This is a genomic window from Flavobacterium sp. CF108 (assembly GCF_900129795.1).
GTDB lineage: Bacteria > Bacteroidota > Bacteroidia > Flavobacteriales > Flavobacteriaceae > Flavobacterium.
The window spans coordinates 460,864-479,909 of the sequence record NZ_FQWW01000004.1; the positions used below are offsets into that span (position 1 = coordinate 460,864).

The 19,046-nt window shown below is 35.3% G+C and carries 15 protein-coding genes; 4 read left to right on the forward strand and 11 right to left on the reverse strand.

Annotated elements, in window-relative coordinates:
* Positions 1-230 precede the first annotated feature (230 nt).
* From BUE10_RS13680 to BUE10_RS13690, 3 genes are read right to left on the reverse strand one after another with little or no spacing between them, the layout of a single operon-like run.
* Complete coding sequence (locus BUE10_RS13680; protein ID WP_073485929.1) at positions 231-2,537, reverse strand: penicillin-binding protein 1A; 2,307 nt, start codon at positions 2,535-2,537, stop codon at positions 231-233.
* 10 nt (positions 2,538-2,547) lie between these two features.
* Complete coding sequence (locus BUE10_RS13685; RefSeq protein ID WP_073485931.1) at positions 2,548-3,027, reverse strand: gliding motility lipoprotein GldH; 480 nt, start codon at positions 3,025-3,027, stop codon at positions 2,548-2,550.
* On the reverse strand, positions 3,011-4,387 hold the full coding sequence (locus tag BUE10_RS13690; RefSeq protein WP_073485933.1) for a PSP1 domain-containing protein: 1,377 nt from the start codon (positions 4,385-4,387) through the stop codon (positions 3,011-3,013). The genes BUE10_RS13685 and BUE10_RS13690 overlap by 17 nt, the downstream gene beginning before the upstream one ends.
* A 338-nt stretch (positions 4,388-4,725) precedes the next feature.
* On the opposite strand from BUE10_RS13690, the gene BUE10_RS13695 reads away from it, so the two are divergent.
* Positions 4,726-5,538 carry a hypothetical protein gene (locus BUE10_RS13695; protein ID WP_073485935.1) on the forward strand — a complete coding sequence of 271 codons (813 nt, stop codon included), beginning with the start codon at positions 4,726-4,728 and terminating at the stop codon, positions 5,536-5,538.
* A gap of 99 nt (positions 5,539-5,637) precedes the next feature.
* Here the strand turns inward: BUE10_RS13695 and BUE10_RS13700 are convergent, their stop codons facing one another.
* From BUE10_RS13700 to BUE10_RS13715, 4 genes are all read right to left on the reverse strand, one after another.
* Positions 5,638-5,868, reverse strand: coding sequence for a ferredoxin (locus BUE10_RS13700; protein WP_042563582.1), 231 nt, complete (start codon positions 5,866-5,868; stop codon positions 5,638-5,640).
* Positions 5,868-7,109, reverse strand: a complete 1,242-nt coding sequence (locus tag BUE10_RS13705; protein WP_073485937.1) for a peptidase U32 family protein — start codon at positions 7,107-7,109, stop codon at positions 5,868-5,870. The genes BUE10_RS13700 and BUE10_RS13705 overlap by 1 nt, the downstream gene beginning before the upstream one ends.
* 455 nt (positions 7,110-7,564) lie before the next feature.
* Positions 7,565-7,999: an IS200/IS605 family transposase gene (tnpA, locus tag BUE10_RS13710; RefSeq protein ID WP_073485939.1), complete on the reverse strand. Its 435-nt coding sequence runs from the start codon at positions 7,997-7,999 to the stop codon at positions 7,565-7,567.
* A gap of 24 nt (positions 8,000-8,023) precedes the next feature.
* Positions 8,024-9,382 (reverse strand): oxygen-dependent tRNA uridine(34) hydroxylase TrhO, encoded by a 1,359-nt coding sequence (locus BUE10_RS13715; RefSeq protein WP_073485941.1) that lies wholly within the window; start codon positions 9,380-9,382, stop codon positions 8,024-8,026.
* 280 nt (positions 9,383-9,662) lie between these two features.
* On the opposite strand from BUE10_RS13715, the gene BUE10_RS13720 reads away from it, so the two are divergent.
* The 3 genes from BUE10_RS13720 to BUE10_RS13730 are packed head-to-tail and all read left to right on the forward strand — an operon-like array spanning position 9,663 to position 15,328.
* A complete protein-coding gene (locus BUE10_RS13720; RefSeq protein WP_073485943.1) occupies positions 9,663-10,817 on the forward strand; it encodes an efflux RND transporter periplasmic adaptor subunit in 1,155 nt (384 codons plus the stop codon).
* A gap of 3 nt (positions 10,818-10,820) precedes the next feature.
* Positions 10,821-13,967 (forward strand): efflux RND transporter permease subunit, encoded by a 3,147-nt coding sequence (locus tag BUE10_RS13725; protein WP_073485945.1) that lies wholly within the window; start codon positions 10,821-10,823, stop codon positions 13,965-13,967.
* The gene (locus BUE10_RS13730) at positions 13,964-15,328 is read left to right on the forward strand and encodes an efflux transporter outer membrane subunit (RefSeq protein ID WP_073485947.1); all 1,365 of its coding nucleotides are present in this window, start codon (positions 13,964-13,966) and stop codon (positions 15,326-15,328) included. The genes BUE10_RS13725 and BUE10_RS13730 overlap by 4 nt, the downstream gene beginning before the upstream one ends.
* Before the next feature lie 424 nt (positions 15,329-15,752).
* On the opposite strand, the gene BUE10_RS13735 is transcribed toward BUE10_RS13730, so the two are convergent.
* The 4 genes from BUE10_RS13735 to BUE10_RS13750 all read right to left on the reverse strand — a co-directional run bounded on the left by BUE10_RS13735 (position 15,753) and on the right by BUE10_RS13750 (position 18,617).
* Entirely contained in the window at positions 15,753-16,163 is a 411-nt protein-coding gene (locus tag BUE10_RS13735) for a BrxA/BrxB family bacilliredoxin (protein ID WP_056207398.1), read from the reverse strand.
* 127 nt (positions 16,164-16,290) lie between these two features.
* Entirely contained in the window at positions 16,291-16,722 is a 432-nt protein-coding gene (locus tag BUE10_RS13740) for an ArsR/SmtB family transcription factor (RefSeq protein WP_073485949.1), read from the reverse strand.
* A 230-nt stretch (positions 16,723-16,952) separates the two neighbouring features.
* On the reverse strand, positions 16,953-18,134 hold the full coding sequence (locus BUE10_RS13745; RefSeq protein WP_073485951.1) for a lycopene cyclase family protein: 1,182 nt from the start codon (positions 18,132-18,134) through the stop codon (positions 16,953-16,955).
* An 18-nt stretch (positions 18,135-18,152) separates the two neighbouring features.
* Positions 18,153-18,617, reverse strand: coding sequence for a thioredoxin family protein (locus BUE10_RS13750; protein WP_073485953.1), 465 nt, complete (start codon positions 18,615-18,617; stop codon positions 18,153-18,155).
* Positions 18,618-19,046: the final 429 nt, after the last annotated feature.

Genomic DNA, 19,046 nt, shown 5'->3' on the forward strand with positions numbered 1-19,046 from the left:
TTATATGTGAAGTTTATCAAGAATCTTAAAAAGATGTAGTCCCTACGGGACACTTTTGAAATCTTATCATTACTTCTTGCTACCGATATTTAACTCCTAACGGAGTATTGAAAATATGTTTTATAAAGCTTAAAAATAAAGCCGATCGTATTCCAAAAAAAAATCCTCTTGTATTCTTCCAGACTTAGAAGACCACAAGAGGGTTTATTATTTAAAAAACCAAACTTAAACTATAGTTCAAATTCGTCTGTATTTTGTTCTGTCTGCGTTGTATCTTTCACTACAGCTGGTCTTTGGTAACAATCTACTTTTATAGAAAGATTTGCCGGACGTTCAAATTCTGATTTTGAGATTTGAAGGTTTTCATCTTTATAACAAAGTTTCATGAAATAAGCCCAAACAGGTAACGCTGCCGTTGCACCTTGTCCGTAAGTTAAGCTTTTAAAACGTGCCGAACGATCTTCACATCCTACCCAAACTCCGGTTACTAAGTTTGGAACCATTCCCATAAACCAACCGTCTGACTGGTTTTGTGTTGTTCCTGTTTTACCAGCAATTGGGTTTTTGAACATGTATGGATATCCTGTCCAACGGTTATCTCCACTTCCACCACCCTGCGTACGTAAACGCGCTCCAGAACCGGTTTCGGTTACACCTTCTAATAATTTGATTACGGCAAAGGCAATATCTTTATTTAAAACGTCGTGAGATTCAGGAATTGGTTCGTAAATAACCTCGCCGCTTTTATTTTCAATTCGGCTTAAAAACTGAGGTTTTACATAAACTCCTTGGTTTGCAAATGTGCTATATGCGGCAACCATATCTTCAACTGTAATATCTACTGCTCCTAATGCGATTGAAGGTTGTACTGGAATTTCCGTTTTTACACCTAACTTTCTAGTCAAATCTACAACAGCTTCTGGACCAGTTCTGTCAATTAATTTAGCAGAAACTGTATTGATAGAGTTTGCTAAACCTTGTTTTAAGGTTACCATTCCGCGGTATCTGTTATCAGAGTTTCTTGGCTCCCAATCTTCTGTTACGTGGTGGCGCCCTTTATGAATCATAAAAGGTCCGTCAAGAATAGAGTCGCAAGGAGACATATTTAATTCTTCGATGGCAGTTGCATAAACAAAAGGTTTAAATGTAGAACCTACTTGTCTTGCTCCCTGACCTACGTGATCGTATTGGAAATATTTGTAATTGATTCCCCCAACCCAAGCTTTAATGTTACCGGTTTGTGGTTCCATTGCCATTAATCCTGATTGTAAAAAGTGTTTGTAATAACGAATAGAATCTAATGGAGTCATGATGGTATCACGCTCTCCTTTCCATGTAAATACACGCATTCTTGTTTTTACTTTGAAAGAAGCAATAATATCATCTTCGCTTTTATCGGCATCTTTCATTTGAGCCCAACGGTCAGAATTTTTCATGGCCTGCATCATGATTCTTTCTGTCTCTGCTTGGGTAATATTTACAAAAGGCGCATTTTTATTGTTTTTCATTTCAATAAAAAATTGCTGTTGTAAATTTTTCATGTGTTCAGAAACGGCTTCTTCTGCATAAGATTGCATTCTCGAATCGATGGTTGTATAGATTTTCAAACCATCCTTGTAAATATCATAATCAGATCCGTCTGGTTTTTTGTTTTCAGTTACCCATTTTTTCATATAATCACGAAGATATTCTCTAAAATAAGTAGCTGTTCCTTCGCGGTGGCTTTCAAGTTTGAATTTTAATGCAATTGGTAAAGCTTGTAATCTTTCTTTTTCAGCTTCTGTAATCATTTTTGCTTTTGCCATCTGCGAAAGCACCACATTACGACGGTTTTTTACTCCTTCCGGATTTCTAACCGGATTGTATAATCCTGAGTTTTTGAACATTCCAACTAAAATAGCCGATTCGTCCATGGTTAAATCTTTTGGATCTTTTGAGAAATAAGTCTGCGCCGCAGAACTTACTCCAACAGAATAATTCCCGAAATCATATACGTTGCAGTACATGGCAAGGATTTCATTCTTAGTATATTGTCTTTCCAGACGAATGGCGATAATCCATTCTTTTATTTTTTGTACAATTCTAAAAGGAAGAAATTTTGAACCTTCTCCGTGAAATAATTGTTTTGCAAGCTGTTGTGTTAATGTACTCGCTCCACCGTTTGTTCCTAAACTAGAAACCGCTCTTAAGGTTCCACGTCCGTCAATTCCAGAATGTTCGTAGAAACGAGCATCTTCGGTAGCGACTAAAGCTTCAACTAAGCTTTTTGGTAAATCAGAGTATTTAAGCTGAGATCTGTTGGTTTTGAAATATTTACCAATTACAACTCCATCTGAAGAAATAATCTCAGTAGCCAAATTAGAATCCGGGTTTTCTAAGTCTTCAAAGGAAGGCATTGAACCGAAAAATCCCCAAGAGGCAAATAAAAAGAAAGCCAGAACGCCTAAAAGTGAATAGGCAAAAATTCTCCAGAATTTCTTTTTGTAATAATTAATATCCTTTACGGTATTGGTTTGATTGTTTTTTTTAGCAGCCATAACTATTTTTCTAATCTTTTTGTTCTATTCTAAAACCTACGTCTGTAATACCTTCTAAAGCCTCAACACCAGGAATTTTACCTGATTCTCTAACAGCTTGTTTGATATGAACTTTGTATTTTCCTTTAAACGTTACATTGTCTTTGTAAAAAAGCTTACTTTCTTTAATATCAGAAAAACCATTTCCCATTAATGTTCCGTCAGGGTTTGCCATTTGGTACTCTAAAGTATCCACTTTAGTAAAACCACTTGGTGTTTCAATAGCCACAATTAAAAATAAATTATTGAAAGGATAATTGTTGTTATCCCTCAAATTTACAAACAAATTGTACTTTTTGGTAGAATCTAAAACTGGCAGGTCAAAGGTTACAACGCTGTCTTTGTGCCATGCACTTCCAACAGATTTGTACTCGTCGAATACTCTTTTTTTATCGCACGAAAAAAGAAGTATCGCCGCCAAAAGAAGAATCACGCTATTTTTTATTCTCATTTTTTGTGATAATTATAGGTTTTCTAGGTTCAGCTGGTTTATTTTCATTTGAAGCTGGCTTGTTCGAATTGTTTTTATTCGGATTCGGCTTGTTCTTATGATTTGGTTTATTTGGGTTGTTTTGTTTGTTCTGCGGCTGGTTCGGATTTGGATTTACTCCCGCAGGTTTATTATTGTTGTTATTACTTACCTGTTTTGGTTTTTCAGGTGCTGCAACAACTGCATTTTCAGCATTTTTGCGTTTGCGATTTGGTTTTTTCTTTCTTTTTGGCTGATCGAAACGTGTTAAGCTTTCCTGACCCATTGCGTTATTAAAGTCTTTTTCAGGCTCTGAAGTAACTTCGATTGCGAAATCTTCTAAAGAAGAAACTTTATTTTTTTGTTTATTTTCAGCAATAATTTCTTTTACCTGATCAATTTTTAAAACGTGCCAGTTTGCAAAATTATTAGTGTAGGCAAACCACATTAATCCTTTAAAAATATCTTGTTTTTGGCAGACAGCATCTCCTTTTTCGGTCACTAATTTAGTGTCGTAATCCGGAAAATCTTTCAATGCATCCATGTACGTGTCTAACTCATAGTTTAAACAGCATTTTAGTTTACCACATTGTCCGGCTAATTTCTGCGGATTTAGTGATAATTGCTGATAACGTGCTGCAGATGTATTGACACTTCTAAAATCTGTAAGCCATGTTGAACAGCAAAGTTCTCTTCCGCAAGAGCCAATTCCCCCTAAACGAGCTGCTTCCTGACGGAAACCTACTTGTTTCATCTCGACTCTGGTGCTGAATTCTTTTGCAAAATCTTTAATTAAAAGTCTAAAATCGACTCTGTCATTTGCTGTATAATAAAATGTTGCTTTTGATCCGTCTCCCTGGAATTCAATATCTGAAATTTTCATTTCCAATTTATGCTGAATCGCCAATTCACGTGCACGAACTTTCATTGGTTCTTCACGATCACGCGCTACAGACCAAATGTCGATATCTTTTTGAGATGCTTTTCTGTAAATTTTAGGAATTTCGTTACTATCCGGATTTACTCCTTTTTTCTTCATTTGAATTTTTACCAATTCGCCTGTCAAAGTAACAATACCAATATCATGTCCCGGTGAAGCAACAGTTGCTACAATATCACCAATACTTAAAGTTAATTTTTCTGAATTTCTAAAGAATTCCTTACGTCCGTTTTTAAAACGAACCTCAACACAATCAAAAATCGCCTCTCCATTAGACGGACTCATGTTAGAAAGCCAGTCAAAAACCGTCAATTTATTGCAGCTATCGGTGCCGCAAGTCCCATTATTTTTACAACCTTTTGGTGCGCCGCCATCTGAGGTTGAACAACTTGTACATGCCATAATTATATATGTAGTGCCGCTAAAGCGCAGCTTAAGTTCATAAACGTTTGATCGGTAAAGATAGTATTTTTTTTATTTGGCTATTTATAGATTAATTCTAAAGGGGTGTTAAAAGACTAAACAACTGATTATTAAGCAAAAATATTGTCGTTGATTCGCTTATTGTACTTTGATTGTTTTATTTTGAAATCTTTAACTTACAATTTTATAAATTTTAAAACGTTATACTTCCTTCAATAAAAATTTAGGAATAACTTTGTATGCTTGTCAAAATTGTCTTACGGTTAAGACAAAAACTAAGTAAATCAATCTTTAAAATAATCATTGATTCTTTAAACATGAAAACATATTTATTATTTATAGTAACACTTCCTTTCGTTAGTTTGACTGCTCAAGTCAATGATGGTAAAAAAGATACATTATTTTTTAGTGTAGATAAGTATTATACTGTATCTCCTTCGATCGAATTAAAGCTGTCAAATGAAAATTACAACAAGAAACTGGCGTTTGAAAAAATGCAGTTTAGGCAGACAAATACTGACGGTTATATTTTTTTTAGTGGTGATTCTGCTTCAACAAAAAACATCAAACCCAAAAACATAATCTCCATAAAAGATTATATTGAAAACAGAAAGTTTTATCATGACGGAAATTCCAATAAAATAGTAGACAAATGGAAATTAAAAGATTCTTTAACTGATAAATATGTGATTTTTTTTGATGATTGCAATCAACTAATACAAGCTAAAAGTTTAGAATATATCTCTTACTATCCTATACAGAAAGATTCGAAAATTATTGAAAATAGAAGAAAGGACACTCTTTTTTTTAAATTAGATAATAAATACATCTATGAATCTCAGCCAGTAGTTAATCCGAAACAATATTATTTAAAAGACAGCGGCAAGTCTAAAACCGGTACTTTTTTCTTTGAGGAATTTGACGAGCAAACCAGACCCAGATTCAAATCTAAAAAAATACTTGATTTAGAAAACTTTGTGCATTCAACCCGATTTTATAATGCTGAACAGCAAATAATTGAAGATCGTAATCTATCAAACTATTTAAGCAATTATATCATTTTTCTAGACAAAGAGATCGAAAACAAACATGATTATATACAGATTAAACCTTCTGTAACGATAGAATAATTCCGCAGATGAAACAATTAAAAGAGTTGAAATAAATATTAAAAACCCATATTTGTAAATAGCAAAATATGGGTTTTCATTTTTTTATAATATTATTTTCTAAGTCTCTTTTACAGTAATGATCTTAACCGGACAAGCCTTTGCTGCCAATTCACAGCTTTCTACAATTGTATGATTTGGTGATTTTAATGTAAAAAAGCCTTTTGCATTTACAGAATGAATCAAAACCGATTTCCCGTCTTTTTTTGACATCTGAAAATGTACCGGATCCATTTCGACACAGTAATTACAGCCAATGCATTTATCTCTTTGTAAAGTAACAATAACCATTATGCCTCAACAATTTTATATAATTTGTCCGACATTCTGATTCTAAAAGGAAGTTTAAATGTACAATCATCTCCTTTTGTTGCTTTTTCAGCTTCAAGATCGTTTACAAACATTTCATCGATAATCATTTCCTGAGCGCCTGTACTTGGTCCTGTTACCAGAATTTTATCTCCAATTTTAATATCGTAAGCTTCAATTTTGAATTGACCTACATTGGCTTTCGGGAAATAATGTGTTCCTTTTCCAACATAAACTTTCTTCTGTGTTGCAGCAGATCCTGGAATAGCACTCCACTCGCCTAATTCTTGTCCCAAATAATACCCTGACCAGAAACCACGATTGTAAACAGTTTCTAAAGCCTGCATCCAAAATGTGATTTTTTCTTTTGTGAAAGTCCCTTCGTAATACGCATCAATTGCTTCACGATATGTTTTGATAACTGTTGCCACATATTCTGGCGCACGGCCGCGGCCTTCAATTTTTAAAACCTGAATTCCCGAATCTATAACCTGATCTAAGAAATCCAGTGTACATAAATCTTTCGGTGACATCATGTATTCGTTATCGAGTTCGATTTCAAAACCCGTTTCCTGATCGATAACCGTATATTTTTTTCGGCAGTTTTGTTTGCACGCACCACGATTTGCCGATGAATTATGCGAATGCAAACTCAAATAACATTTTCCTGAAACCGCCATACACAAAGCTCCGTGTCCAAAAATCTCGATCTCTACCAAATTTCCGTTTGGACCTTTTATCTGTTCTTTCTCAATTTGGGCCGTAATGTTTTTTACTTGACGTAAGCTCAATTCCCGGCTTAAAACCATAGTATCAGCAAATAAACTGTAGAATTTTATGGTTTCGATATTGGTTACATTCAGCTGAGTTGAAATATGAACTTCCATTCCAATTGATCGTGCCATTGCAATTACAGCTTGATCAGATGCAATTACGGCTGTAATGTTTACATCTTTGGCTTTGTTCAATAATGTTTTTACGACTGATAAATCGTGATCGTAAATAATAGTGTTTAAAGTAAGATAGCTTCGAACGTTTTTTGCTTCGCAGCGATTGGCTATTTCTTTTAAATCTTCTACTGTGAAATTTACCGTTGAACGCGCACGCATATTGAGTTGTTCTACCCCAAAGTAAATAGAATCTGCACCATTATCTAGTGCTGCCTGAAGTGACTCAAAACTCCCCGCAGGAGCCATGAGTTCAATTTTGTTAGTAAGTATCATTTTTATTTGTATTTTTTTTGCTAATAACTGAAACTATAGGTAATGATTATAGCGTGGTATTTTTATTGTTTTTCAAGATAGCCGAAGATTCAACCTTGCAAGATGTATTATCGTTGTGGATATTCGTTGCGTTCCTGCGGTTAAAACCGCAGGCTATGTTTTTCCTTTGCACATGTTGTTTCAATATAGCCCGTGGTTTCAACCACGGGAAACGTATTGATGAGCATATTTCTATATTCCAACAGTTAAAGTTAAAACCATTGACAATGGTTATAGCGTGGTATTATTATTGTATATAAAACTGCAAAACGTTCAACCTTGTAAAACGTATTATCGTTGTGGATATTCATTGTGTTCCCGCGGTTGAAACCACAGGCTATGTTTTTCCTTTGCCCATGTGGTTTCAATATAGCCCGTGGTTTCAACCACGGGAAACGTATCGTTGAATCAAGCAATCATTTATCTCCCAACCCATGCAATTTTATAAAATCATCAAATTCATCTTGACCATTTTTCTTAAGATGATGTTGCTTTTGATTTTTAATGTAATTGTAAGCAGCATCTAACTGGGATTCGCTGACAGAGAATGCCGCAAAACCAGTTTGCCAAGCAAATTTTTCAAGGATAAATTCTCCTCTATTCATAAAATGAGAAGAACTTCCTTTAATTTGCTTAACAATGTCTGAAACAGTTTTTTGTGGATTTTGTAAAAATAAGACATGCACATGATCTGGCATTCCATTGATGATTCTAACGGGACATCCAAGTTCAGTCAGCTCTAGCCAAATAAAATCGTACAATGTTTTCTCAATTGAAAAATCAATTAATTCCTGACGATTTTTGGTTGCCCAAATTGCATGAGTCCATAATTTGGTATAGGATTGTGACATAAATAAATTAGCATAAAATTTATGCTAATTTAAAATTTTATACAACTTATCTGACAAACGAATACGAAAAGGAACCTCAAAAGTAACCTTATCACCAATTTTTGCAGTTGTAGTTTCAGCACCATCAACAATAAATTTGTTTAAAATCAATTCTTGTTCACCCGTTGTTGGTCCAGTAATAAGGATTTTATCGCCAATGTTTAATCCGTGGTTTTCAATAGTAAACTGTCCCACTTGAGCTTTTACATAATAATGTTCTGCTTTTCCAAGAAGTACTTTTTTTACTTTTACTTTTTGACGAATATCAACTTGTTTTTCGGCTGCTGCCAATGCAGTATTTGGCAGCTCGCCTGAATGTTTGAATTTTAGATTTTCAGATTTTCCTTTTCTAAACACTTTGTTTCCAACTTGTTTTCCAGTTCTTAAACGAACTTGGTCAACCAAAGGCATATGAATAATTTCCAAACATTCTGTAGAACAACAGTTTTCCATTGCAGCTTTACAATCATCACATTGAATAAACAATAAATGACAACCGTCATTTTCGCAGTTTGTGTGATTATCGCAAGGTTTTCCGCATTGGTGGCATTGTGAAATAATATCATCCGTGATTCTTTCACCAAGACGATTATCAAATACAAAGTTTTTACCAATGAATTTACTTTCTAAACCTTCCGCTTCAATTTGTTTAGCATAATTAATGATTCCGCCTTCTAACTGAAACACATTTTTAAAACCTTGGTGTTTAAAATAAGCACTAGCTTTTTCGCAGCGAATTCCTCCGGTACAATACATTACCAGATTTTTATCTTCTTTATGGTTTTGAAGCTGTTCGTTGATTATGGGTAAACTTTCTCTAAACGTTTCAACATCTGGAGTAATCGCATTTTTAAAATGTCCAACTTCACTTTCATAGTGATTTCTAAAATCAACAACGATAGTGTTTGGATCATCTAAAATCTCGTTGAATTCTTTGGCTTTCAAGTGAACGCCAATATTAGTTACATCAAAAGTATCATCATTCAAACCGTCGGCAACAATTTTGTGACGCACTTTAATAGTCAATTTTAAAAACGAATGGTCATCATGTTCTACAGCTTCATTCAAACGAATGCCTTTCATGAAATCATAAGCTTCAAGAGTTGTTCTAAAAGCCTCCAAATTTTCTTCCGGAATACTCATTTGAGCATTTATTCCTTCATTGGCAACATAAATTCGGCCTAAAGCATCAAGTGCATTCCAGGCTAGAAATAAATCATCACGAAATTTTTTGGGATCTTCAATTTTGGCATACGCATAGAAAGACAACGTAAGACGTTGTTTACCTGCATCATCGATCATGACAGCTCTTTCTTCTGCGCTCAAAGTGTTGTACAGTTGCATGCTATAAACAGTTTTAAGTTAAGAATATATAATCGAATTCTATTTTCTGAGTGAATTCGGGCGCAAAGGTAGGTTTTTCTTTTCGATTTCAAAAACAATTAACTAACCCTGTTTGAACCATATAAGAGATTTAAGCTCATTTTATTTTTTGTTTTTAAAATGTAATCGTTGCGTGTTTTGCTTTGCAACTTTGTTGCGTTAACAAAAAATAAATACTGTTTATCAATACGTTATAAAAATTTCACTAAATTTATAAGGTACAATTTTAACATTTATGATTATGAATGCTTTAAAACTACCCAAACCACTCTTCCCAATTCTTTTACTTTTAACAATTTTAATCTCTTGTAAAAAAGAAAAACCAAAAGCCCCTCCTCCCATGCAAGCGCCTTTTGTAACCGTCAAGAGCGAAGATGTCCCTATTTACAAAGATTTTGCCGGACAGACTTTTGGAGATTTAGACATTGAATTAATCGCCAGAGTTGATGGAATTTTAACCGGAATTCATTTTAAAGAAGGTCAGCGCGTTAAAAAAGGGCAATTATTATACACCATTGATCCGCTGGAATACGATACAAAAGTGGAACAAGTGCGCGGTCAGGTAGCTGCGGCACAGAGTAATGTTGTAAATGCCGAAGAAGAATTAAAAAGAATTCGTCCGCTTGCAGACATGAATGCCGTAAGTAAAAGAGAATTAGATGCGGCTGTAGCCAAAGACAAAGCGGCAAAATCTAACCTAAACAGTATTCAGGCAAGTTTACGAAATCAGCAGATAGAAAGAAGTTACTGCAATATCCTATCTCCAATCGACGGCGTTATTGGTCTTTCGAATGCTAGGTTAGGAGATTATATTACCAAAATTGGAAATGACTCTAAATTAAACACTGTTTCGAAACTAGAAAAAGTTAGAGTTCAATTTACTGTCAGTGAATCAAATTATCTGCAATATCAAAAACAAGTCAAAGACGGAGAACGAATTACCGATCTTGCTTTAATCCTTTCAGATGGAAGTACACATCCATACAAAGGAAGTCTCAATTTCTCTGACACAAAAATAGACCCAACAACAGGAACTGTAACTATTGAAGCACAATTTCCTAATCCAGACGGAACTTTACGATCCGGGCAATTTGCTAAAGTTCGTGTTTTACTCCGAACTCAAAAAGATGCAATAGTTGTTCCTCAAAAAGCCGTAACCGAAATTCAAGGATTATTCCAAGTCTCTATTATTGACGATAAAAACACCATTCAAACCCGAATGGTCGAAGTGGGACAGAAAATAGGTATCGATTGGATTATTACAAAAGGTTTAAAACCCAACGAAAAAGTCGCCATTATTGGCAATCAGTTTATTCAGCCTGGATCAACAGTCGTTCCAGTTCCCTACGTAGCCGACAAAGATAAAAAGCAGATTGCATCATCTCTAAACAATTAGATTATGGATAATTTCTTTGTAAGACGACCAATCGTTGCTATTGTACTCTCCATTTTTATTGTCCTTATTGGAGGACTTTCGGTTCTGTCAACGCCCATTGCGCAATATCCTGAAATTGCACCGCCTCTCGTTCAGGTTTCTACAAGTTACCGCGGAGCCAATGCACTAAATGTTGAACAAGCCGTTGCAACACCCATCGAACAAAAAGTAAATGGTGTCGAAAATATGCTTTACATGCAGTCGACTAATACAGGTGACGGAAGTATGACGCTTTCGATCACTTTTGATATGGGAACAGATTTGGACAATGCGACGATGTTAACCCAAAACAGAGTTGCTGAAGCGACCAACAAACTTCCAAACGATGTAAAAACAACCGGAGTTACAACCAAAAAGTCATTATCAATGCCCATGTTGATTTTGTCTTTGTATTCTCCCAATAAAACTTTCGACAATAACTTTTTGACCAATTATGCGAGCATTAATCTTGTAGATGCACTCGCCCGTATTAAAGGTGTTGGAGAAGTTACCCTTTACGGAGGAAGTAATTATGCCATGCGAATTTGGGTCAAGCCCGATATCATGGCAAAATACAATTTAACCGTTCCCGATATTATACGATCGATTCAGGAACAAAACGCCATTGCGCCTGGAGGAAAATTTGGTGCGCCGCCAGCAACCCAAAACAACGAATTCACGTATAATGTAATGCTGAAAGATCGTTTGGTAAATCCAGAAGATTTCGAAAATATCATTCTAAAATCAAACATAAACAATCAGCAGGTTCGGTTGAAAGATGTTGGAACAGTAACACTCGGAACCGAAAGTTATGCATCAGTTGCCAAACTCAACGGAAATCCCGCAGGAACTATCGGAATCAAACAAATGCCGGGTTCCAACGCTCTTGAAGTTGCCGAAAATGTAAAAAACACGATTGAACAACTCAGCAAAAGATTTCCTCAGGATTTAAAATATGCTGTTTCATTAGACACGACTTTAGCAATTTCTGAAGGAATCAACGAAATCATGCATACTTTAGTTGAAGCCATTATTTTGGTAATTCTGGTAGTTTTTATATTTCTGCAAAACTGGCGTGCGACCTTAATTCCGCTTTTAACCGTTCCCGTCTCCTTGATTGGAGTATTTATGCTCTTTCCGTTGCTAGGGTTTTCTATAAATGTACTTTCACTTTTAGGATTAGTACTCGCCATTGGGATTGTTGTCGACGATGCTATTGTGGTGGTTGAAGCCGTAATGCATCATATCGAACAAGGAATGTCTCCGCGAGAAGCCACAAATCAGGCGATGCGTGAAGTTTCGGGACCCGTAATTGCCATTGCGATTGTTTTAACTGCCGTATTTATTCCGGTTGCTTTGACTCCGGGAATTACCGGAAGATTGTATCAGCAATTTGCTATTACAATTGCTATTTCGGTGATTTTCTCTGCATTAAGTGCTTTGACTTTAAGTCCGGCTTTATGTTCACTTTTGCTAAAACCAAATCAGGAAGCAAAAGGCTGGCTCGGAAAATTCTTTAAATGGTTTAATGTTAAGTTTGGTGCTTTTACCAATAAATACAGAGGTTTTTCAGGATTTCTAATTAAGAAAACAGCCCGAAGTTTAATTTTTATCGGAATTGTGGTTGGAGCCATTATTCTTTTGGGAGGAAAAATTCCAGGCGGATTTGTTCCCGAAGAAGATCAGGGTTATATGTTTGTCAATATTGAACTTCCCGGTGCTTCTTCTCTAGAAAGAACCGGCAAAGTCATTCAAAAAGTGGAACATATTTTATCTAAAAATCAAGGTGTTGAATATTATACTTCGGTTGCCGGATTTAGTTTAATCAAAAACTCGGTTGCCACTAATAACGGATTTTTCTTCGTTGCCTTAAAAGAATGGAAAGAACGTGAACAAGATGTTTTCCAAATTCTGAAAGAAGTCAACGGAAAAGTAGTTTTCGGAATACCCGAAGCGACAGTATTTGCTTTTGGGCCTCCGCCGATTACAGGAATTGGAAACGCTGCCGGATTCTCGATGATGCTTCAGGATAAAGAAGGAAACACGCCGCAATATCTTTTTCAAAATGCCCAAAGGTTTATGGCTGAAGCGAAAAAAAGGCCTGAAATTGGAACCATCCGAACGACCTTCAATCCAAATGTTCCGCAGATTAGTCTGGATATTGATCGGGAAAAAGTATCAGAACTGAATCTTTCCTTATCCGATGTCAATCTTGCCATTGGTGCCAGTTTGGGAGGTCAATACATAAACGAGTTCAATAAATTCGGACGACAGTATATTGTTTTGCTTCAGGCAGATCCAAGTTTTACCGTAAATCCCGAAGACATTAATAAAATATTTGTCCGAAGTCGGGATAATAAAATGATTCCAATTACGAGTATTGCCACCATTCGAAAAGAAAGCGGACCCGAATTTACAACACGTTTTAACTTGTATCGTGCCGCAGAAATTGGAGGAACGCCCTCACCAGGATTTACTTCGGCAGAAGCCATGAAAGCATTACAAGAAACCGCTGCAAAAGTTCTTCCCGCGGGAATGGGTTACGAATGGGCCAATATGAGTTATCAGGAAAAACAAGCCGAAGGAAAAGGAAATACCGTTTTTATCATGGCCTTGTTTTTTGTGTTTTTAATTCTCGCTGCGCAATATGAAAGCTGGAAATTACCTTTCAGTGTTTTACTCGGAACACCATTTGCCGTTTTTGGTGCTTTCCTCGGATTATATCTCTGCAGGTTATTAAGTCCGGATTATGTAAATAATGTTTTTGCGCAAATTGGTCTCGTAATGCTGATTGGTCTTGCTGCCAAAAATGCTATTTTGATCGTAGAATTTGCCAAAGAAGAATACGAAAAAGGAATGCCGGTTAAAGAAGCCGCACTATATGCTGCCAAATTACGTTTCCGACCAATTTTAATGACGGCTTTTGCTTTTATCTTGGGAGTTGTTCCATTGTTAACCGCAAGTGGAGCCGGAGCGCAAGCCAGAAAAGTAATGGGAATGACGGTTTTTAGCGGAATGCTGGTCGCCACTATTTTGGGCGTTTGTCTGATTCCGGTGTTATTTGTATTTATTGAAACATTCGGAAAGAAAAAACCGGAGGAAATCGATGAACCTAAAGAGGAAGAAAAATGAAAAATCTAAAAATACTTTCAGCGTTATTTTTGATGGTTGTTTTTCCTTACGGATGCATGGTTGGGCCAAAATACGTCAAACCCGAACAACCTCAGGCAGATACTTTCCGCTTTGGCGATCAAACTAAAGACACCACAAAATCAGTTACCGCCATCAAATGGTCATCGATATTTAACGATGATGTATTAATTGGCCTGATTGAAAAAGGAATTCAGAATAATTACGATCTGAAAATTGCTTTGGCACGTTTAGAACAAGCAAAAGCCAATCTCGGAATTGCAAAAGCCGATTTATTTCCTGCTTTTCAATATTCCGGACAGGTAAATAGTACCGAAACGATTATGCAGCCTTCATCGGCTTTGGCCAATATGTCTTGGGAACTGGATTTTTGGGGAAAATACCGCCATCAAAATAAAGCGTTGCAAAATGAACTTTTAGCGACTGATGAAGCCCGAAAAGTAATTCTCTCAAATATTGTGAGCACTATTGCTATTTCTTATTTTGAATTGCGTGATTTTGATAATCAATTGGAAATTACAACACATACATTAGAAACCAGACAAAAGGCGTATGATATTATTAACGAACGTTTTATAAGTGGTTACGTTGCCGAATTGGATAAGGTTCAAATTGAACAGCAAGTTGCGATTGCCGAAGCAAATATTCCGTTAATCAAAAGACAGATTACGGCTCTGGAAAATTCAATTTCGATTTTGGTTGGACAAGTTCCGCAACCAATTCAGCGTGGAAAAACGAATAGTGAATTGTTGATTTTAGCCACTTTTCCAACTTCGATTCCATCATCTTTATTAGAAAACAGACCCGATGTAAAACGTCAGGAATATTTATACAAAGCGGCTTATGAAAGAATTGGTGTTGCACAGGCCTTGCGTTATCCATCATTTAATATTGCTGCCGTTGCAGGTTTTACCAGTATTATGGTGGGAGATTTATTTAATGATGGTTCGTATATGCAGAATGTTGGCGCAGGCGTTACGGGACCAATTTTCAACTTCGGAAAAAACAAACGCCGTGTTGATGTAAATCGACAAATTGCGGAAGAAGTAAAATTCAATTTCCAGAAAACCTATTTAACCGCAATTGCCGAAGTCGAAAATTCTCTTCAAAACGTGGCAATGTTCAAAGAAGAATGGACCGCAAGAAACCGACAGGTTGTAGCCGCACAAAAAAACTATGATCTCTCAAACGCAAGATATTACAACGGTTATGTTTCATATCTGGAAGTTCTGGATGCCCAAAGATCTTTGTTTGAAGCGCAGTTGAGTCTTTCTCAATTAACTCAAAAACAATTAAGTTCTATGGTTCAGTTGTATAAAGCGCTTGGCGGAGGATGGAATTGATTTTTTTGAGGTTCAAAGGTACAAAGAGACAAAGGTTCAAAGTTTTTTTTAAGTTGCTAAGATTTTGAGACGCTAAGATTCTAAGTTTTTTTCTTTTTATATCTAGTTATCATTCCGTAGGAATGTTTCATCGGTAGAAAAAAATGGCGATCTCCCATATTTACGTTCCTTAGGAACGTTTGATGTTATCAGATTATAAAAAACGATACCAAAATCAAACGTTCCTACGGAACGTAAAACAATGACAACAATATAATTTTCTACCGATAAAATGTTCCTACGGAACAAGGAAACATATAAAATGAAAAGAGGGCTGTTTCAAAATTGAAACAGCCCTCTTTTAAATCTTTGTACCTATGTACCTTTGCTGCTATGAGCCTAAACCTTAGAACCTCAGCAACTCAGAATCTTAGTAACTTAAGAATTAACAGAATTCGTTAAACGCATCTTGCAAGTTCTCAGCGATTAATTCTGCTGGACGACCTTCGATGTGGTGACGCTCTAACATGTGAACCAATTCTCCGTTTTTGAACAAAGCCATAGATGGCGATGATGGAGGAAAAGGAAACATATGTTGTCTAGCAGCATCAACAGCTTCTTTATCAACACCAGCAAAAACTGTAATAAGGTGATCTGGTTTTTTAGCGCCTTCTAAACTCATTTTTGCTCCCGGACGTGCATTTCTTGCAGCGCAACCGCAAACAGAGTTTACAACAACTAAAGTGGTACCTTCCGCTTTGATAGCATTTTCAACAGCTTCAGCACTATGTAAATCTTGAAACCCAGCAGCTGTAAGTTCAGCCTGCATTGGTTTTACCATTTCTTCTGGATACATATTTTTATTCTTTTAAATTTTACTTTTGAACTGCAAAGTTACAAAGTTTACTCGCAACTACTTAATTTGAAGTATAAAGTTTTGTTATAGTTCAATATAAAATTCTAAGCCTCGTATTTCAGAATATTTAAACTGCCACTTGTTTTACTTTTTTCTCAGGAAATTGATAATTATATTGTTTTAAATGTCTGTTTCTACCTCTCATTTTACGCTTTGTTGTTAAAACCGTTTCCTTATCTTGTTCAGAAATCTCAATAGTTGAAAGATAATTACTTACATATCTTTTAAGAACTTCCATATTATCAACTTCTATAGAATATATCGTTTTTTTGCCTTCATATTTTACCTCGACCAAATTTGCTTTTTTTAATTCCAATAAATGTTTGGAGATTGTGGATTGTGCCAGCGGAATTAAATCAACAATTTCGCCGCAAGTTCTATTGTCTTTTCTCCATAAAAGGGTCATAATTTGAATTCTTGTAGGATGACCCAGAGCCTTGCAGATCTTTCCTATTGCTTCCGTTTCGATATCAAATTTTAAACATTTAGTAGTTCCCATAATCCGCCTCAATTAATGAATGAATTTTGTATTATTTTTCAAATACAAAATTAGTTGGCCGGACATCTTTTAGATCGCTTCAAAAAGTCATAAAAATAAAATAATAAGGTATTTTTTATGCAATCATGTCACAGTACTCAAAGTATGCACTACTTATTGCGATAAAAAAATTAGAATAAGATGGTCCGCAGATTTTACAGATTTAGGCCGATGTACGCTGAGTTTTTATCTTAACTGAATAAAACTCGAAACAATGCTTTTATAAAAGGTACTTTTGGGCATTTTAAAATCACTTGAAGATCTTCAAATAAATTAGTTTCTTCATCTAAGAATTTAAAAATCAATTGTGGATTTTCTTTTTTGAATAAAGAAGAAAAAATAGAACTTCCCAATTCATTATGGCGATACAGAATATCTAAAAACAATAAATCATAAAACCAAAATCGGCTTTTTTTATGAAATGCTTTCATATTGAGTGATTCTGAGATTTCGGGAGAAGTATTATCAGAAAGAAATTTTACTAATCCTGAGGATTTTTTATCCGCGTTTTTAAAAGTATAGCCTGTACTTGCTTTTGTCCATCCGCCGGCAGTTCCAATGTTTAAAACTCGTTTGGTATTTTTCTTCCAAAATGGATAAGAAGTCATTGGAATGTTTCCCTGCTCCTTTTCGATAATTTTATAATGCTGAATTCCGAGTTTTTGTAAATAGATTTGAATTTCATTTTCGTATTCTGCTGTAGGAAGCAGTTTTTCTGAAAACAAAGTATACTCAACCAAAGCTTCGGTTGCAGAAGTTGGTAAAACATACATAAACCTTGTGTTTTCTTTTTGTTCTACCGAAAAATCCATGAAAGTAACTTCTTCAGGATTGAAAACTTCTGATTCTGATTTTATAAACCAGCCTACAAAGTGCTGCTGTAAAACCGGATATTTGGTTTGACTTTCGGCGAAAGCCTTAGTATAAATACTGTTGAATAAACAATTACAGGTATATCTGTTTTCTTCTGTTCCAACAAAAACATGGGTTTCGAGTTCGTTGATATCGGTTACTTTTTCATTTAGAAAAGTAATATTCTGCTGATTTGAAATGGCTCCGAAAGCGAAACCATAAAATTCTAATCCATTGATTTTATTATAGGTATAAGGCTTTAATTCAAGATCTCGTTTAAAGTTTTCATTGGCAAACAAAGCCAAATCCCATTTTTTAGAGACAATCGGATTCCAAATAGAATCTTCTTTTTCCCAAAAACACCAAGTTCTGTCATTTGTTTTCTTCGAATCCTGATCTAAGAGCAAAATTGATTTATCAGAGAAGTTTTTAGATAAAACCATTTTATAAACTGTCATTAAAGATGCCAGTCCGGTTCCTGTAAAAATGTAATCGAAATGTTTAATTTGCGAAGAATTCATTCTCAAAAATAAGAAAATTTATTCTTTCCCTTTTTCTAAAAGAAGGTTAAAATCCTTTGGACTCAAATAATTGCTGTACTGCAGTATAATCTCGTTTTTCTCATTCAAAACACACAAAACTGGATATACAATTTGATCGTTAATGGTTCCAAGCTGTAAAGCCAGTTCATGAACCCCAACATTATTTCCCGAAGGTTTGTATTTAAATGTCTGATTATTAAAAGTAATATCTCGTTTTTCTTCAGCATTCAAATCAATAAAATAGAAATTTGAGTTTAGTTTTTCGATAATTTCCTGATTTTTGAATGTTGTAGATTTCATTCGCTGGCAAAACTGACACCAATCGGTATGGATGAAAACGATGATTTTTCGCTTTTGAATTTGCTGTAAACTATCCACCTCCTCAAAAGTTCTGCTTTTTAACTGGCAGAATCCTGTTGAAATTATCCCGAAGAAGAAGAATATTATAAATAGCTTTTTCATGTTGTTGTTTTTTAGCCCACAGATTAACACAGATTGAACGGATTATATGATTTTTTTGTTACAACGACATTAAAATTTTCATCTCATTAAACTGGACTGAAGTCCAGCTCTACAATATGAATTGAGCCTATGGCTCTTTAAGTTCCAACGGAACGAACTATGTTGTAGGGCTGGATTTGATGATTGCGTATTTTTTTTCATTACAATGACCGTTTCGTACCATTAAACTGGACTGAAGTCCAGCTCTACAATATGAATCGAGCCTATGGCTCTTTAAGTTCCAACGGAACGAACTATGTTGTGGAGCTGGATTTGATGATTGCGTATTTTTTTTCATTACAATGACCGTTTCGTACCATTAAACTGGACTGAAGTCCAGCTCTACAATATGAATCGAGCCTATGGTTCTTTAAGTTCCAACGGAACGAA

What these genes read in the sequence shown, in the direction of transcription:
- BUE10_RS13715 (WP_073485941.1), bottom strand. Translation starts at nt 9,382, where the DNA reads ATGCAACTGTACAACACTTTGAGCGCAGAAGAAAGAGCTGTCATGATC.
- BUE10_RS13705 (WP_073485937.1), bottom strand. Translation starts at nt 7,109, where the DNA reads ATGATACTTACTAACAAAATTGAACTCATGGCTCCTGCGGGGAGTTTT.
- BUE10_RS13690 (WP_073485933.1), bottom strand. Translation starts at nt 4,387, where the DNA reads ATGGCATGTACAAGTTGTTCAACCTCAGATGGCGGCGCACCAAAAGGT.
- BUE10_RS13725 (WP_073485945.1), top strand. Translation starts at nt 10,821, where the DNA reads ATGGATAATTTCTTTGTAAGACGACCAATCGTTGCTATTGTACTCTCC.
- BUE10_RS13700 (WP_042563582.1), bottom strand. Translation starts at nt 5,868, where the DNA reads ATGGTTATTGTTACTTTACAAAGAGATAAATGCATTGGCTGTAATTAC.
- BUE10_RS13720 (WP_073485943.1), top strand. Translation starts at nt 9,663, where the DNA reads ATGAATGCTTTAAAACTACCCAAACCACTCTTCCCAATTCTTTTACTT.
- BUE10_RS13680 (WP_073485929.1), bottom strand. Translation starts at nt 2,537, where the DNA reads ATGGCTGCTAAAAAAAACAATCAAACCAATACCGTAAAGGATATTAAT.
- BUE10_RS13730 (WP_073485947.1), top strand. Translation starts at nt 13,964, where the DNA reads ATGAAAAATCTAAAAATACTTTCAGCGTTATTTTTGATGGTTGTTTTT.
- BUE10_RS13685 (WP_073485931.1), bottom strand. Translation starts at nt 3,027, where the DNA reads ATGAGAATAAAAAATAGCGTGATTCTTCTTTTGGCGGCGATACTTCTT.
- BUE10_RS13740 (WP_073485949.1), bottom strand. Translation starts at nt 16,722, where the DNA reads ATGGGAACTACTAAATGTTTAAAATTTGATATCGAAACGGAAGCAATA.
- BUE10_RS13745 (WP_073485951.1), bottom strand. Translation starts at nt 18,134, where the DNA reads ATGAATTCTTCGCAAATTAAACATTTCGATTACATTTTTACAGGAACC.
- BUE10_RS13750 (WP_073485953.1), bottom strand. Translation starts at nt 18,617, where the DNA reads ATGAAAAAGCTATTTATAATATTCTTCTTCTTCGGGATAATTTCAACA.
- BUE10_RS13695 (WP_073485935.1), top strand. Translation starts at nt 4,726, where the DNA reads ATGAAAACATATTTATTATTTATAGTAACACTTCCTTTCGTTAGTTTG.
- BUE10_RS13735 (WP_056207398.1), bottom strand. Translation starts at nt 16,163, where the DNA reads ATGTATCCAGAAGAAATGGTAAAACCAATGCAGGCTGAACTTACAGCT.
- tnpA (WP_073485939.1), bottom strand. Translation starts at nt 7,999, where the DNA reads ATGTCACAATCCTATACCAAATTATGGACTCATGCAATTTGGGCAACC.